The sequence below is a fragment of the Pseudomonas sp. BF-B-30 genome (assembly GCF_019956305.1).
GTDB lineage: Bacteria > Pseudomonadota > Gammaproteobacteria > Pseudomonadales > Pseudomonadaceae > Aquipseudomonas > Aquipseudomonas jessenii.
In genome coordinates this window covers 111,533-125,454 of sequence record NZ_JAHBDG010000008.1, presented here as the reverse complement: position 1 = coordinate 125,454, position 13,922 = coordinate 111,533, and the positions used below count along the sequence as shown (strand labels likewise).

16 protein-coding genes and 1 pseudogene are annotated in these 13,922 nt (G+C 61.3%); 12 read left to right on the top strand and 5 right to left on the bottom strand.

The features are described 5' to 3' along the window. Positions 1-224 precede the first annotated feature (224 nt). Together KGB29_RS05445 and KGB29_RS05440 are read right to left on the bottom strand one after the other, a co-directional pair. Entirely contained in the window at positions 225-554 is a 330-nt protein-coding gene (locus tag KGB29_RS05445; RefSeq protein WP_154947861.1) for an EscU/YscU/HrcU family type III secretion system export apparatus switch protein, read from the bottom strand. Next, the gene (locus KGB29_RS05440) at positions 551-2,125 is read right to left on the bottom strand and encodes a flagellar hook-length control protein FliK (protein WP_154947860.1); all 1,575 of its coding nucleotides are present in this window, start codon (positions 2,123-2,125) and stop codon (positions 551-553) included. Before KGB29_RS05440 ends, KGB29_RS05445 begins: the two co-directional genes overlap by 4 nt. A gap of 199 nt (positions 2,126-2,324) precedes the next feature. On the opposite strand from KGB29_RS05440, the gene ccmA reads away from it, so the two are divergent. The 11 genes from ccmA (at position 2,325) to phnN (ending at position 10,894) form a co-directional block, all read left to right on the top strand. After that, a complete protein-coding gene (gene ccmA, locus KGB29_RS05435) occupies positions 2,325-2,960 on the top strand; it encodes a cytochrome c biogenesis heme-transporting ATPase CcmA (RefSeq protein ID WP_150813439.1) in 636 nt (211 codons plus the stop codon). Further along, positions 2,957-3,625, top strand: a complete 669-nt coding sequence (gene ccmB / locus KGB29_RS05430) for a heme exporter protein CcmB (RefSeq protein ID WP_007983326.1) — start codon at positions 2,957-2,959, stop codon at positions 3,623-3,625. The genes ccmA and ccmB overlap by 4 nt, the downstream gene beginning before the upstream one ends. A gap of 73 nt (positions 3,626-3,698) precedes the next feature. After that, entirely contained in the window at positions 3,699-4,454 is a 756-nt protein-coding gene (locus KGB29_RS05425) for a heme ABC transporter permease (RefSeq protein WP_102669713.1), read from the top strand. Beyond that, positions 4,451-4,627 carry a heme exporter protein CcmD gene (ccmD, locus tag KGB29_RS05420; protein WP_057715863.1) on the top strand — a complete coding sequence of 59 codons (177 nt, stop codon included), beginning with the start codon at positions 4,451-4,453 and terminating at the stop codon, positions 4,625-4,627. Before KGB29_RS05425 ends, ccmD begins: the two co-directional genes overlap by 4 nt. After that, entirely contained in the window at positions 4,624-5,079 is a 456-nt protein-coding gene (ccmE, locus tag KGB29_RS05415; RefSeq protein WP_008052305.1) for a cytochrome c maturation protein CcmE, read from the top strand. Before ccmD ends, ccmE begins: the two co-directional genes overlap by 4 nt. Positions 5,080-5,082: 3 nt before the next feature. Then, complete coding sequence (locus KGB29_RS05410) at positions 5,083-7,071, top strand: heme lyase CcmF/NrfE family subunit (protein ID WP_150813440.1); 1,989 nt, start codon at positions 5,083-5,085, stop codon at positions 7,069-7,071. Then, a complete protein-coding gene (locus KGB29_RS05405) occupies positions 7,068-7,604 on the top strand; it encodes a DsbE family thiol:disulfide interchange protein (RefSeq protein ID WP_150724492.1) in 537 nt (178 codons plus the stop codon). The genes KGB29_RS05410 and KGB29_RS05405 overlap by 4 nt, the downstream gene beginning before the upstream one ends. Further along, positions 7,601-8,074 (top strand): cytochrome c-type biogenesis protein, encoded by a 474-nt coding sequence (locus KGB29_RS05400; RefSeq protein ID WP_102669711.1) that lies wholly within the window; start codon positions 7,601-7,603, stop codon positions 8,072-8,074. Before KGB29_RS05405 ends, KGB29_RS05400 begins: the two co-directional genes overlap by 4 nt. Then, positions 8,067-9,269 carry a c-type cytochrome biogenesis protein CcmI gene (ccmI, locus tag KGB29_RS05395; RefSeq protein WP_154947859.1) on the top strand — a complete coding sequence of 401 codons (1,203 nt, stop codon included), beginning with the start codon at positions 8,067-8,069 and terminating at the stop codon, positions 9,267-9,269. The genes KGB29_RS05400 and ccmI overlap by 8 nt, the downstream gene beginning before the upstream one ends. Before the next feature lie 14 nt (positions 9,270-9,283). Continuing rightward, positions 9,284-9,691 (top strand): hypothetical protein, encoded by a 408-nt coding sequence (locus KGB29_RS05390; protein WP_079246789.1) that lies wholly within the window; start codon positions 9,284-9,286, stop codon positions 9,689-9,691. A 651-nt stretch (positions 9,692-10,342) separates the two neighbouring features. Next, complete coding sequence (phnN, locus tag KGB29_RS05385; protein ID WP_150813443.1) at positions 10,343-10,894, top strand: phosphonate metabolism protein/1,5-bisphosphokinase (PRPP-forming) PhnN; 552 nt, start codon at positions 10,343-10,345, stop codon at positions 10,892-10,894. A gap of 14 nt (positions 10,895-10,908) precedes the next feature. On the opposite strand, the pseudogene KGB29_RS05380 reads toward phnN, so the two are convergent. Together KGB29_RS05380 and KGB29_RS05375 are read right to left on the bottom strand one after the other, a co-directional pair. Further along, positions 10,909-11,193, bottom strand: a pseudogene (locus KGB29_RS05380) (LysR substrate-binding domain-containing protein); the annotation flags it as partial. A 60-nt stretch (positions 11,194-11,253) separates the two neighbouring features. Then, positions 11,254-12,459, bottom strand: coding sequence for an MFS transporter (locus KGB29_RS05375; RefSeq protein WP_150813444.1), 1,206 nt, complete (start codon positions 12,457-12,459; stop codon positions 11,254-11,256). A gap of 139 nt (positions 12,460-12,598) precedes the next feature. On the opposite strand from KGB29_RS05375, the gene KGB29_RS28635 reads away from it, so the two are divergent. Further along, positions 12,599-12,724 carry a hypothetical protein gene (locus KGB29_RS28635; protein ID WP_256355609.1) on the top strand — a complete coding sequence of 42 codons (126 nt, stop codon included), beginning with the start codon at positions 12,599-12,601 and terminating at the stop codon, positions 12,722-12,724. Between the two features lie 129 nt (positions 12,725-12,853). On the opposite strand, the gene KGB29_RS05370 is transcribed toward KGB29_RS28635, so the two are convergent. Then, on the bottom strand, positions 12,854-13,852 hold the full coding sequence (locus KGB29_RS05370) for a sulfate ABC transporter substrate-binding protein (RefSeq protein ID WP_150813445.1): 999 nt from the start codon (positions 13,850-13,852) through the stop codon (positions 12,854-12,856). Positions 13,853-13,922 lie beyond the last annotated feature (70 nt).

The following is a 13,922-nucleotide window of genomic DNA, read 5'->3' as shown; positions in this document are numbered from 1 at the left end:
GCGCTTCTTCATGTACTACAACCGCACGAGGCTCCACAGCTACAACAACTATCTGTCGCCAATAGCCATGGAGCAAAAGGCGGCATAAGCACCGTAACCGGTGTCCGGGATTACTTGACCGGTTCAGGCTCGCTCCTACAATGGTTCTATGTCGGACACAGAACATGTGTTCACCGCAGATCACCTGTGGGAGCGAGCCTGCTCGCGAAGGCGCCCTCGAATCCTCAGTAGTCTTCCCCGCGCTCGGTAACATCCTTCTCGACCATCAGCGCATCCGCATCCTGTCCCGCCGGAAACTTCCCCTTCAAACTCCACGCAAACGCAATGATCTCGGCAATCGTCAGATAGAGTTCCTGCGGAATGCTGTCTCCCAGTTCCATGCGCGCCAACAGTCTCACCAGTTCGGCGTTTTCGTAGATCGGCACTTCGCAGTCGCGGGCAATGCGCAGGATTTCTTCCGCCAGCTCTTCGTCGCCTTTGGCGGTGAGGGTGGGGGCGTGGGTGCCGTCGTATTTGAGGGCGATGGCCTGGCGTGGGGTGTTGGGGTTGTTCATGCGGTTTCGTCCACCCAGCGTTGTTCGAGGCGGGTTTGCGGGCCTTGGGGCGGTGTACCGAGGTGGCAATCGAGGTCGCCGACGTTCAGACCGACGGACAGCAGGCGATCATGCAGCCCGGCCAAATTGCTTTCGATCAGGCTGGCGGTGTAAGGCCGTTCGGCCCAGAGCTGGCCGCAGAGGCTGCCCTTGATCAGTTGCGCCTGGATTTGCAGCGGCCCCAAAGGCTCCATGGCGAAGGCCAGCTCCACACGCCACAGTTGTTGCTTGGGTTCGTGTTCTTCGCGACGTTCCTTTGGCTGTTGTTTTTCGGCGGCGTCTTCGCGCTGGAACTTGACCTGCAGTGGCACGATGTCCTGCATATTGCGCATCGGGATTTCCAGCTGCCAGGTGCTCATCAGCCGTCCGTCGGCGGTTACGCCGGTCTGTTCCAGGCTCGACAGTTGATGGCTTTGCAGGCGTGAAACCGCGGCGGCGGCCAGGCGAAGCAGGTGTTCGAGGTCGTTTTCACCGTCGGCGCCTTTTAACAGACGTTCGGGCAGCGGGAAACCGGTCGGCGACGGCTTGGCACTGACCTGACCGAGCATGCCCAGGGCATTGCGGACAAAATTCGGCATGGCCTGGGCCAGGGTATTGGCGGCGATGATCGCGCCGAGGCTGGTGTTGGCCGGCAAGCCCTGACTCAACTGCGCAACCAGTTTGAGCAAATCGCCTTTCATGTCCGGCGCGAGCGTCGGGTTTTGCCCGGTCAGCAGTTTGCTTTCGAGAAACATGCCGCTGCTGGCCAGGGCCTGGGCCAGGCCCTTGGGGGTGCTCAACTGTTGAACATCCGGCAAGCCGGCGAGCAAACGGGCAGCAGCGCTGCGCAATTCAACGGATGTCTGGTCCGAGGGCGGAAGATTCTGCAGGTGCTTGAGCAAGCTAGCCAGCGAGCCCTGGCGGCTTTGCTGGTCGACCAGTTGCCGGGTCACCGCCAGTTGTTCCTGTCGGCTGCTCAGGGGCACGAACTTCACTGTCTGGGCGTCCTGCACCTGTGCGCTCAACAAGGTGCCGATGCGCAAGGGTTGCGGGCTGTCGATACTCAGTGTGCTGCCGCTCAGTGCGGTGTTGAGCAGGCCCACCATCGAGCGAAACACCATGGGCTGGCCGGGCACCTGGGACAGCATTTGCGAGGTCAGCACTTTGCCCTGCAGCAGGGTGCCAACGGGCAGTTGCGCGGTGTCGAGGCGGGTGAGGGTGGCGACGTTGGAAGCAATGGCCTGTTGCACCGTCACGGCCAGGTTGCCGGCCGAGGGCTGGGTGACGACCAGCGTGGTGCCTTGGGCCAGCGGTTGATTGCTGGTGGTCTGGACCGTGGCCTGGCGGCCGCTGTCGAGGGTGACCTTGAGCAGCATCTGGAAAGTCTGGTCCGCCTGCTTGAGCGACAACACTTCGGCCTGGGCGGTTTGACCGACGCTGATCAGCCCTTCCACCGGCGTCAGCAACTTGAGCAACTCACCGCTGACCACCTGCGGGCGCGAAGTCGCCGGGAGGGTTTGCGGTAGCGGGAGGATGTTCATTTCGCCTGTCATACGCGGTCACAACCTGAGGAAAATGCACTCTTTAGAGTAAGGTATGGCATGTATAATGCCGCGCCGTTGTATCCAATAATGGCGAAAACTTTGCAATTCTTTGACGCAGCTCTCTAGAACAAGACGCCATTGCATCTATGCTGCATCTCTTTAACGGCCGCGCCAGAGCCGACTTGAACCGTATAAGGCCCGTGATCCCTTGACCAGTCCTGTCCTGCAAACCGTTGCCCTTGCCTGTGAGCGAGACCTTCGGCTGCTCTTCGAAAATCTCGATTTGAGACTGGCCAGTGGCGAAATGATGCAAATCAGTGGCCCCAACGGCAGCGGCAAGACCAGCCTGTTGCGCCTGCTCTCCGGGCTGATGCATCCGACCGCCGGTCAAGTGCTGCTCAACGGCAAGCCCCTTGATGAGCAGCGCGCTGAGCTGGCGCGCAATCTGCTGTGGATCGGCCATGCGGCGGGAATCAAGGATCTGCTGACACCGGAAGAGAACCTGAGTTGGCTCTGCGCCCTGCATCAACCGGCCTCCCGTGAGGCGATCTGGCAAGCCTTGGCGGCGGTCGGCTTGCGCGGATTCGAAGATGTTCCCTGCCACACTCTGTCCGCTGGGCAGCGGCGTCGCGTCGCACTGGCGCGTTTGCATCTGGACAGCCCGCCGTTGTGGATTCTCGATGAGCCGTTCACCGCTCTCGACAAGCAAGGCGTGGCGCAACTCGAAGAACACCTGGCCAGCCACTGCGAACGTGGCGGCATGGTGGTGTTGACCACCCACCACACGCTGAGCCGGATGCCGGCCGCTTATCGCGACATCGATCTGGGGAATTGGGCCGTATGAGTGTTTTTGGCCTGTTGGTCGCCCGTGAGGCCCGTCTGCTGTTTCGCCGTCCCGCGGAGCTGGCCAATCCGCTGGTGTTTTTCGCCATCGTCGTTTCCTTGTTCCCGTTGGCGGTCGGACCCGAGTCTCAATTGTTGCAAACCTTGTCTCCGGGGTTGGTCTGGGTCGCGGCACTTTTATCGGTTCTGCTCTCGCTGGACGGGCTTTTCCGCAGTGATTTCGAAGACGGATCCCTTGAGCAGTGGGTCCTTTCGCCGCACCCCCTGCCTCTTCTGGTTTTGGCCAAAGTGCTGGCACACTGGGCTTTTTCCGGTCTGGCACTGGTTTTGCTCGCACCCTTGCTGGCGCTGATGCTCGGTTTGCCTGCCGCCTGTCTGCCGGTGTTGCTGCTTTCGTTGCTGCTCGGTACACCGGTACTGAGCCTGCTCGGTGCGGTGGGTGCGGCGCTGACAGTAGGTTTGAAGCGCGGCGGCCTGTTGCTGGCACTGCTGATTCTGCCGTTGTACATCCCGGTATTGATCCTTGGCAGTGGCGCCTTGCAGGCGGCCTTGCAGGGAATGCCGGCGACCGGTTATCTCCTATGGCTTGGCAGCCTGACCGCCTTGGCGATAACCCTGACACCTTTTGCAATAGCCGCTGGCTTGAAGATCAGCGTCGGCGAATAATGAGGTCTGGTCAAAATTTGATCAGTAAAGGCCCAGGCTCTTCACAGTAAAGAGCAACCGTGATGGAAACAGTATGAACTGGACGTGGTTTCACAAGCTTGGCTCGCCCAAATGGTTTTACGGCATCAGCGGCAAAATGCTGCCCTGGCTGAGCGTTGCGGCGTTGCTGCTGATCGGCGTTGGCGTGGTCTGGGGCCTGGCCTTCGCGCCGCCGGACTACCAGCAGGGCAACAGCTTTCGCATCATCTATATCCACGTTCCGGCCGCCATGCTGGCGCAGTCCATCTACGTGATGCTGGCCGTGTGCGGCATCGTCGGCCTTGTGTGGAAGATGAAACTGGCCGACGTCGCCCTGCAATGCGCGGCGCCCATCGGCGCCTGGATGACCGCCGTGGCGCTGGTCACCGGGGCGATCTGGGGCAAGCCGACCTGGGGTTCGTGGTGGGTTTGGGATGCACGCCTTACGTCCATGCTTATCCTGCTGTTCCTGTACTTCGGTCTCATTGCATTGGGTAACGCCATCAGCAATCGTGACAGCGCGGCCAAGGCCTGTGCGGTGCTGGCGATCGTTGGTGTGATCAACATCCCGATCATCAAGTACTCGGTGGAGTGGTGGAACACCCTGCACCAGGGCGCGACCTTCACCCTCACCGAAAAACCGGCGATGCCAGCCGAGATGTGGCTGCCACTGCTGCTGACGGCGCTGGGTTTCTACTGTTTCTTCGGCGCGGTCCTGCTGCTGCGCATGCGTCTTGAAGTGCTCAAGCGCGAAGCCCGGGCCAGTTGGGTCAAAACCGAAGTCGAAAACAGCCTGGAGGTCGCTCGATGAGTTTTGCTTCATTCGGCGACTTCGTCGCCATGGGTCATCATGGCCTGTATGTCTGGTCAGCCTATGGCATCTGCCTGGCGGTATTGGCCCTCAACGTGGCGGCGCCGATCCTGGCCCGCAAGCGGTATCTGCAACAAGAGGCGCGCCGTCTGCGCCGGGAGAACGGCAAGTGAATCCGCTGCGTAAAAAGCGTCTTATCATCATTCTCGCGATCCTGGTCGGGGTCGGCGCTGCCGTTGGCCTGGCCCTGAGTGCCCTGCAGCAGAACATCAACCTGTTTTACACACCGACCCAGATCGCCAACGGCGAAGCCCCGCAGGACACGCGTATCCGTGCCGGCGGCATGGTCGAAGCCGGTTCCTTGCAGCGCTCCGGCGACTCGCTGGACGTGAAGTTTGTCGTCACCGACTTCAACAAATCCGTGACCATCACTTATCGCGGCATCCTGCCGGACCTGTTCCGCGAAGGGCAGGGCATTGTTGCCCTGGGCAAACTCAACGCTGACGGCGTCGTGGTGGCCGATGAAGTGCTGGCCAAGCACGATGAAAAGTACATGCCGCCGGAAGTGACCAAGGCGTTGAAAGACAGCGGCCAGTCGGCACCCACTCCCGCGAAAGAGGGCTAACTGATGACAGCTGGAATCTTCATTCCCGAATTGGGCCACCTGGCCATGATCCTGGCGCTGTGTTTCGCGCTGGTTCAGGCCGTGGTGCCATTGGTCGGTGCCTGGCGCGGTGACCGCTTCTGGATGAGCCTGGCCCAGCCGGCCGCGTGGGGGCAGTTCGCGTTCTTGCTGTTCGCCTTCGGTTGCCTGACCTACGCCTTCATGGTCGACGATTTCTCCGTGGCCTATGTGGCCAATAACTCCAACAGTGCCTTGCCGTGGTACTACAAGTTCAGCGCCGTGTGGGGTGCCCACGAAGGTTCCCTGCTGTTGTGGGCCTTGATTCTCGGCGGCTGGACCTTTGCGGTATCGGTGTTTTCCCGGCAATTGCCGCAGGTCATGCTGGCTCGCGTGCTGGCGGTGATGGGCATGATCAGCACCGGTTTCCTGCTGTTCCTGATCGTGACCTCCAACCCGTTCAAGCGCATCCTGCCGCAAATGCCCACCGACGGTGCCGACCTCAACCCGCTGCTGCAAGACATCGGCCTGATCGTTCACCCGCCGATGCTGTACATGGGCTACGTCGGCTTCTCGGTGGCCTTCGCCTTCGCCATCGCCGCGCTGATGGGCGGTCGCCTGGATGCTGCCTGGGCGCGCTGGTCGCGTCCGTGGACCATCGTGGCCTGGGCGTTCCTCGGCATCGGCATCACCCTAGGTTCGTGGTGGGCCTATTACGAACTCGGCTGGGGTGGCTGGTGGTTCTGGGACCCGGTGGAAAACGCCTCGTTCATGCCATGGCTGGTGGGCACCGCACTGATTCACTCGTTGGCGGTCACGGAAAAACGTGGCGTGTTCAAAAGCTGGACCGTGTTGCTGGCCATCGCCGCATTCTCCTTGAGTCTGCTGGGCACCTTCCTCGTGCGTTCCGGCGTGCTGACCTCGGTGCACGCTTTTGCGTCCGACCCGGAGCGCGGGGTGTTCATCTTGATTTTCCTGCTGTTCGTGGTCGGTGGTTCATTGACGCTGTTCGCCCTGCGCGCGCCGGTGGTCAAGAGCCAGGTGGGCTTCAACCTCTGGTCCCGGGAAACCCTGCTGTTGGGTAACAACCTGGTGCTGGTGGTGGCCGCGTCGATGATCCTGCTCGGCACCTTGTATCCGCTGATTCTGGACGCCATGACCGGCGCTAAGCTGTCCGTCGGCCCGCCATACTTCAACGCGCTGTTCATTCCGTTGATGGCATTGCTGATGGTGGTGATGGCGGTCGGCGTGATCGTGCGCTGGAAAGACACTCCGGTGAAATGGCTGGTGAGCATGCTCACCCCGGTCCTGCTCGGCAGTGCCGCGCTGGCCGTAGTGGCCGGCATCGCCTACGGCGATTTCAACTGGGCCGTGCTCGCGACCTTCATGCTCGCTGCCTGGGTGTTGCTGGCCGGCGTGCGTGACATCTTCGACAAGACTCGCCACAAGGGCCTGATCAAAGGCCTGCCAACCCTGACCCGCAGCTACTGGGGCATGCAGGTCGCGCACCTGGGTATCGCCGTGTGTGCGCTGGGTGTCGTGCTGTCGAGCCAGAACAGTGCCGAGCGCGACCTGCGCCTGGCGCCCGGCGAATCCATGGACCTGGGTGGCTATCAGTTCGTCTTCGAAGGCGCCAAACACTTCGAAGGCCCGAACTTCACCTCCGACAAGGGCACCGTGCGGGTGATCCGCAACGGCAAGGAAATCAGTGTGCTGCACCCGGAAAAACGCCTCTATACCGTGCAGAACTCGGTGATGACCGAAGCGGGCATCGACGCCGGTTTCACCCGCGACCTCTATGTCGCCCTCGGTGAACCACTGGGTAATGGCGCCTGGGCCGTGCGTGTGCACGTCAAGCCGTTCGTGCGCTGGATCTGGTTCGGCGGCTTGCTGACAGGCGCAGGCGGGTTGCTGGCGGCGCTGGATCGGCGTTATCGGGTCAAGGTCAAGAGCCGCGTGCGCGAAGCACTGGGCATGTCGGGAGCCACTGCATGAAGCGTTGGTTGATGTTGCTGCCACTGGCGATTTTTCTGGTGGTCGCTGTATTCCTTTACCGTGGGTTGTACCTGGATCCGGCCGAACTGCCTTCGGCCATGATCAACAAGCCGTTCCCGGAGTTTTCCCTGCCGTCGGTGCAGGGCGACAAGACCCTGACCCGCGCTGACATTCTGGGCAAACCGGCGCTGGTCAACGTCTGGGGCACCTGGTGCATTTCCTGCCGGGTCGAGCACCCGGTGTTGAACAAACTGGCCCAGCAGGGCGTGGTGATCTACGGCATCAACTACAAGGACGTCAACGCCGATGCCTTGAAGTGGCTGAAGGACTTCCACAATCCGTATGCGCTGGACATTCGTGACGACGAAGGCTCGCTGGGCCTGAACCTCGGCGTGTACGGCGCACCGGAAACCTTCTTCATCGACGCCAAGGGCATCATCCGTGACAAGTTCGTCGGCGTGATCGACGAGCAGGTCTGGCGTGAAAAACTGGCGGGCAAGTACCAGGCGCTGGTCGACGAGGCCAAGCCATGAAGCGCTGGATCGCTGCCGTTGTCCTGGGCTTGAGCCTGGCGGGCGTGGCCCACGCGGCTATCGACACCTACGAGTTCGCCAAGGAAGAAGATCGCGAGCGTTTCCGCGAGTTGACCAAGGAGCTGCGTTGCCCCAAGTGCCAGAATCAGGACATCGCCGATTCCAACGCACCGATTGCCGCCGACCTGCGCAAAGAGATTTTCCGCATGCTCGGCGAGGGCAAGGACAACCAGCAGATCATCGACTTCATGGTCGATCGCTACGGTGATTTCGTCCGCTACAAGCCTGCGCTGAACGCCAAGACCGCCTTGCTCTGGTTCGGCCCCGCCGGCCTGCTGCTGGGCGGTGTCGTGATCATCGCGGTGATCGTCCGCCGTCGTCGCGTGCAACGCGCCGGCACCCCGGACTCGCTTTCTGCCGAGGAGCGCTCGCGCCTCGACCACCTGTTGGATAAAACCAAGAATGATTGATTTCTGGCTCGCTGCAGGTCTGCTGCTTCTGGTTGCCCTGAGTTTTCTGTTGATCCCGGTGCTGCGCAGCCGTCGCGCCCAGCGCGAAGAGGATCGTACCGCCCTGAACGTCGCGCTGTATCAGGAGCGCGTGGCTGAGTTGCAGACTCAGCAGGAAGAGGGCGTGCTCGATGCCGCGCAAATGGACGCCGGTCGCGCCGAAGCTGCCCGTGAGTTGCTGGCGGACACCGAAGGCGCTGAAGCGCCACGGGTGTCGCGTCTGGGCAAACCCTTGCCGTTGCTGGCGGCCATTCTGGTGCCGGTGCTGGGCCTGGGCCTGTATCTGCATTTCGGTGCCAGCGACAAGGTCGAACTGACCCGCGAGTTCTCCCAGGCACCCCAGTCGATGGAAGAGATGACGCGGCGCCTGGAACGTGCGGTCGCCGCTCAACCGGATTCCGCTGAAGGCATGTATTTCCTCGGTCGCACCTACATGGCCCAGGATCGCCCGGCGGACGCGGCGAAAATGTTCGAACGCACCGTGGGTCTGGCCGGTCGCCAGCCCGAGTTGCTCGGTCAATGGGCCCAGGCCCAGTACTTCGCCGATGGCAAGAAGTGGTCGGACAAGGTCCAGGCCCTGACCGACGAAGCGCTCAAGACCGATCCGAAAGAAGTCACCAGCCTTGGCTTGCTTGGCATTGCCGCGTTTGAAAGCGAGCGTTATCAGGACGCCATCGATTACTGGAATCGCCTGTTGGCGCAGCTGCCGCCGGAGGACAAGTCCCGCGAGGCGCTGCAAGGCGGAATTACCCGGGCCACGGAAAAGCTGGTGGCCAGTGGCGGCAAGGTTGCACAAGCACCGGCGGCCAAGGCCTCGGCGTTGCTCAAGGTCAGTGTCGATCTGGCCGCGGACCTCAAATCCAAGGTCCAGCCTGGCGACAGCGTGTTCATCTTCGCCCGTGCGATCTCCGGTCCTCCAGCCCCGCTGGCGGTCAAGCGCATGACCGTGGCCGACCTGCCGGTAACCGTCGAACTGGGCGATGCCGACGCAATGATGCCGCAATTGAAACTGTCGAACTTCCCTGAAGTCCAACTGGTTGCGCGCATTTCCCGTGCCGGCAAACCGACCGCCGGCGAATGGATTGGTCGCAGCCAGCCCCTGGCCAGCAGCACCACCGCGCCGCAGACACTGACCATCGACAGCCCGGATAAATAACAGGAAACGCCACCATGACCGCCATTGCTCGTATTGCCCTGCTCAGCGCTGTTTTGGGGTTAAGCGCTTGTGCGGTCCAGCAACCAACGGAACATCAGGCACCACCACCGTTCCCGCCGTCGCAGCCCAGCCCCACGCCATCGACGTCGCCTGTACCGAGCAAGCCGACCATCCCGGCCAAACCCTCCAAGCCGTTGCCACGCACTTCTGCCAGCTTCGCGCCACCACCGGGGGGCAATAGCCATTGGGATCCGAAGCTCGGGGTGTATGTGCTTGATGACCAGCCCAATACCTTTTATCGCCAACGTACCTATTACCGCTGGGATAATGGTTGGAGTCGGTCGATTAGTCCGCAAGGGCCGTGGGAAGATACTGACATCCAGGGTGTACCGGGTGGCTTGGGGCGAAAATTCGGGCAGTAACGCAAAAAAGGCGACCTTCGGGTCGCCTTTTTTGTGCCTGCTGGAATGTGATGGGTGGGTCACTGCTGAATTCTGTAGGAGCGAGCTTGCTCGCGATGGACGTCAACGATAACGCGGGCTGCCTGAATGCCCGCGTTGTCCTGGTGTTTTTCGCGAGCAAGCTCGCTCCTACAGGGGAACGGCGTTCAGTTGTGGTCAGGTCGGCTGTCAGGCGGCCTCGCTTTGGCTTTGGCTTTTGATCTTCTTGCCCCCTCGAGAGGCCCACGGAGCAGGACCGGAGCGAGGGAATGCCGAGCCTTGGCGAGGCACCGAACGTCAGGGGCAAGAGCCCTTGGGTACTTGGGGCTCTTCCAAGTAACCCGCCGTAAAGGCGGAACCATAAGTCGCCGTGACCGCAGAAACGGATATGTACACCGGTGAAAAACACTCCGCCATCGCAGGCAAGCCAAGCACCCACAGCCTCCAACGCCGGATTGACCTGCGCTGCGAGGACACCCTCAGCGTAACCGTGACCCGTTGGAAAACCCGCTGGTGCAACCGGTGTCGGTGATGGATCATACGCCGGGCCTGCGGACTGATCTGGCGCAAGCGCAATCAGGACGGTCTGCCGTGGATCCGGCAAACAGGGCGACAAATGAAGAGGGTGGTTTGATGGCGGGCAGGTTGATCTATCTCATCGGGCCTTCAGGTTCGGGCAAGGACAGCCTGCTGGATGCCGCGCGAACACGGTTGGCCGAAAGCGGCTGCCGTATCGTGCGGCGGGTCATCACGCGCTCGGCGGAAGCCGTGGGCGAAGCGGCGCTGGGCGTCAGTGAACAGCAGTTCGCCGAAATGGAGGCCCAGGGCGCGTTTGCCCTGAGCTGGCACGCCAACGGATTGTCCTATGGCATCCCACGGGAAATCGACAATTGGCTGGCCGCCGGGCAGGACGTGCTGATCAATGGTTCTCGCGGGCATTTGCAGAACACGCGCCTGCGCTATCCGAACGCGTTGGTGCTGTTGTTGACTGTGGATCAGGCAGTACTGCGCCAGCGCTTGCTGGAACGCGGGCGGGAATCGCCGATCGAGATCGACCAGCGGTTGGCACGCAATGCCAGATTCAGCGAGCAATTGCTGGCGGAGGACCCGGCCGTGCACGTGCTCGACAACTCAGGGCCGCTTGAGCAAACGGTCGAACGGTTGCTGGTCTGCATTGACGAGTAACTCCCGGCTGCCTGTCAGGCCTTCCAGGCCAACAACCCCTGCACATACTCCACGAACGCCCGAGCCTTGGCGCTGGCCATTCTCCCCGTAGGGAAAACCGCCCAAAAATCCTGGTCCGGCAGTGCCCAGTCCTTCATCACTTCCCGAACCGAACCGTCGGCCAGTTCCCGCGCGAACATCCATTGCGAGGCCATGGCCAGCCCTTGGTGGGCCAGCACGGCTTCTCGCAGGCCTTCGGCGGCATTGACGCGGATCCGGCCGCTGACGATGACCGATTGCTCCTCGCCGGCCTTGTTGAACGGCCGATCCACTGTGGGAGCGAGCCTGCTCCGGGCGGCGATCCGACCGGGTTTTGAGGCTTACGCCGTCGCCAGCGAAGCCTTCTGCGAAACACTCAGGAACCGCAACAACGCCAACAGCGGAAACGCGCTGCCGACGATCACGATCCACAACCAGCCACCGTGTTCGTACACCGCGCTGGCCACCGAAGAGCCGAAGGCGCCGCCGATGAAGATGCTGGTCATGTACAGCGCATTCAGGCGGCTGCGGCTTTTGCCGTCGAGGGCGTAGACCGCGCGCTGGCCGAGGACCATGTTCATCTGCACGCAGAAGTCGAGCACCACGCCGGTCACCGCCAGGCCGATGACGCTGTAGACCGGATGGATAAACGCCGGCATGAAACTCAAGCTGGCAAACAACAGAGCCAGCAACGAGGCGATACGAGTGTGACCGGCATCGGCCAGGCGACCGGCGATCGGGGCAGCAATGGCGCCGATGGCCCCGACCAGGGCGAAGATCGCGATCTCGCTTTGCGACAAACCGTGATTGCGCGCCAGTTCCAGCGGCACGGCGGTCCAGAACAGGCTGAAGGTGGCAAACATGCAGCCTTGGTAAAACGCACGCTGGCGCAGGACCGGTTGCTTGCGCAAAAGCGTCCACAGAGAGCCCAGCAACTGGCCATAGGAGGCGCTGTGATCAGGCTCACGCTTGGGAATGGTCACGGCCAGCACGATGCTGATGGCCGCCATCAACACCGCGGCAATCACAAACATCGCCCGCCAGCCGAAGTGGTCGGCCACCACGCTGGACACCGGTCGGGCCAGCAGAATGCCGAGCAACAACCCACCCATGATCCCGCCCACCACACGGCCACGGGTTTCTTCCGGTGCCAGGTGCGCGGCCAACGGAATCAGGATTTGCACCGAAACCGAACTGAAGCCCACCAACAGCGAAATCAGCAAAAACACGTTCGGCTGGTCGGTAAACGCCGCACCTAGCAGGCTGACAATTGCCACCAGCGTGGTGATGATCATCAACCGGCGGTTCTCCAGCAGATCCCCCAGCGGCACCAGGAAAAACAGTCCCAGCGCATAGCCGATCTGAGTCAAGGAAACGATCAGGCTGGCCATGGTGTTGGTCAGGCCAATGTCCGGCGCGATCAGGCCGATGATCGGCTGGGCGTAGTAGATATTGGCGACAATGGCGCCGCAGCAGAAGGCGAACAGCAGCACCATGCCTCGGGTCATTGTCGCGGTGCCGTGGGACACCTGGGTCGCTGGGTTCATAACGGGTCTCGCTGTACGGAAAGGAATGCGCGCAGGCTAATGGGCTGACTGAAACGGCGGAAGTGGGATTGGAGTGATAGCAATCATTCCATTGCGGAATGACTGACGAACGCGTGTGTCTTGCGTCAGAACATCGAGGGTGAATGATACATTCACTTACATCTTGTTCGTGAAGATCGTGACCTTTGTGACGCCGGGCGCTGACGGCACGCTCACCGCCCAATCCATTTCGGCGGGCAAGGATGACGTGACGCCGCCGATGTAGCGGGATGTCGCAGAACCTGTGGGAGCGAGCTTGCTCGCGATAGCGTAATGGCAGTCAACGACGATGCTGACTGTTCAATTGTCATCGCGAGCAAGCTCGCTCCCATAGAAGTTGCAGTGTTTCAGTCGATTACTTGCCGCTGTAGATCTGGTCGAAAACCCCGCCATCATTGAAGTGGGTCTTCTGCACGGTGCGCCAGTCGCCGAAGGTCTTCTCGACCGACAGGAAGTCTACTTTCGGGAAACGGTCGGTGTACTTGGCCAGCACGGCTGGGTCACGCGGGCGCAGGTAGTTTGCCGCGGCAATTTCCTGACCTTCCGGCGACCACAAGTACTTCAGGTATTCCTCGGCTGCTGCACGGGTGCCTTTTTTGTCGACGGTCTTGTCGACCACCGACACCGGTGGCTCGGCTTCGGCGGAAACGCTTGGGTAGATGACTTCGAACTGATCACGGCCGAACTCGCGGGCGATCATTTCCGCTTCATTCTCGAACGTCACCAATACGTCGCCGATCTGGTTGGTCATGAAAGTAGTCGTCGCGGCGCGGCCACCGGTATCCAGCACCGGCGCTTGTTTGAACAGCTTGCCGACGAAATCTTTGGCCTTGTTCTCGTCGCCGCCGTTTTTCAGCACGTAGCCCCAGGCCGACAGGTAGGTGTAGCGACCGTTGCCGGAGGTTTTCGGGTTCGGGACGATGACCTGAACGCCGTCCTTGAGCAGGTCCGGCCAGTCTTTCAGGGCTTTCGGGTTGCCCTTGCGCACGATGAACACGGTGGCCGAGGTGAACGGCGCGCTGTTGTTCGGCAGGCGCGTGACCCAGTTGTCCGGGACCAGTTTGCCATTGTCCGCCAGGGCGTTGATGTCGGTGGCCATGTTCATGGTGATGACGTCGGCCGGCAAGCCGTCGATGACCGAACGCGCCTGTTTGCTGGAGCCGCCGAAGGACATTTGCAGGGTGATGTTTTCGTTGTGCTCGGCTTGCCAGTGTTTCTGGAACGCAGTGTTGTAGTCCTTGTAGAAATCGCGCATCACGTCGTAGGAAACGTTGAGCAGGGTCGGTGCAGCCTGGGCGATGTTGCCCAGGACCAGGCCAGCGGCGATAAGTGAGGCGCCAAAGAGTTTTTTCACTGCGCATTCCTTGTTCTATTAAAAGTGGGGCAATTTGCCAGCGACTATAACTGGGCTCGTATAGTCCTTT

Excerpts from the sequence above, each read along its gene's own strand:
- KGB29_RS05425 (WP_102669713.1), top strand. The coding sequence starts at position 3,699 with ATGAACTGGACGTGGTTTCACAAGCTTGGCTCGCCCAAATGGTTTTAC.
- KGB29_RS05400 (WP_102669711.1), top strand. The coding sequence starts at position 7,601 with ATGAAGCGCTGGATCGCTGCCGTTGTCCTGGGCTTGAGCCTGGCGGGC.
- KGB29_RS05410 (WP_150813440.1), top strand. The coding sequence starts at position 5,083 with ATGACAGCTGGAATCTTCATTCCCGAATTGGGCCACCTGGCCATGATC.
- ccmI (WP_154947859.1), top strand. The coding sequence starts at position 8,067 with ATGATTGATTTCTGGCTCGCTGCAGGTCTGCTGCTTCTGGTTGCCCTG.
- phnN (WP_150813443.1), top strand. The coding sequence starts at position 10,343 with ATGGCGGGCAGGTTGATCTATCTCATCGGGCCTTCAGGTTCGGGCAAG.
- KGB29_RS05440 (WP_154947860.1), bottom strand. The coding sequence starts at position 2,125 with ATGACAGGCGAAATGAACATCCTCCCGCTACCGCAAACCCTCCCGGCG.
- KGB29_RS05375 (WP_150813444.1), bottom strand. The coding sequence starts at position 12,459 with ATGAACCCAGCGACCCAGGTGTCCCACGGCACCGCGACAATGACCCGA.
- KGB29_RS05445 (WP_154947861.1), bottom strand. The coding sequence starts at position 554 with ATGAACAACCCCAACACCCCACGCCAGGCCATCGCCCTCAAATACGAC.
- ccmD (WP_057715863.1), top strand. The coding sequence starts at position 4,451 with ATGAGTTTTGCTTCATTCGGCGACTTCGTCGCCATGGGTCATCATGGC.
- KGB29_RS05390 (WP_079246789.1), top strand. The coding sequence starts at position 9,284 with ATGACCGCCATTGCTCGTATTGCCCTGCTCAGCGCTGTTTTGGGGTTA.
- ccmB (WP_007983326.1), top strand. The coding sequence starts at position 2,957 with ATGAGTGTTTTTGGCCTGTTGGTCGCCCGTGAGGCCCGTCTGCTGTTT.
- KGB29_RS05405 (WP_150724492.1), top strand. The coding sequence starts at position 7,068 with ATGAAGCGTTGGTTGATGTTGCTGCCACTGGCGATTTTTCTGGTGGTC.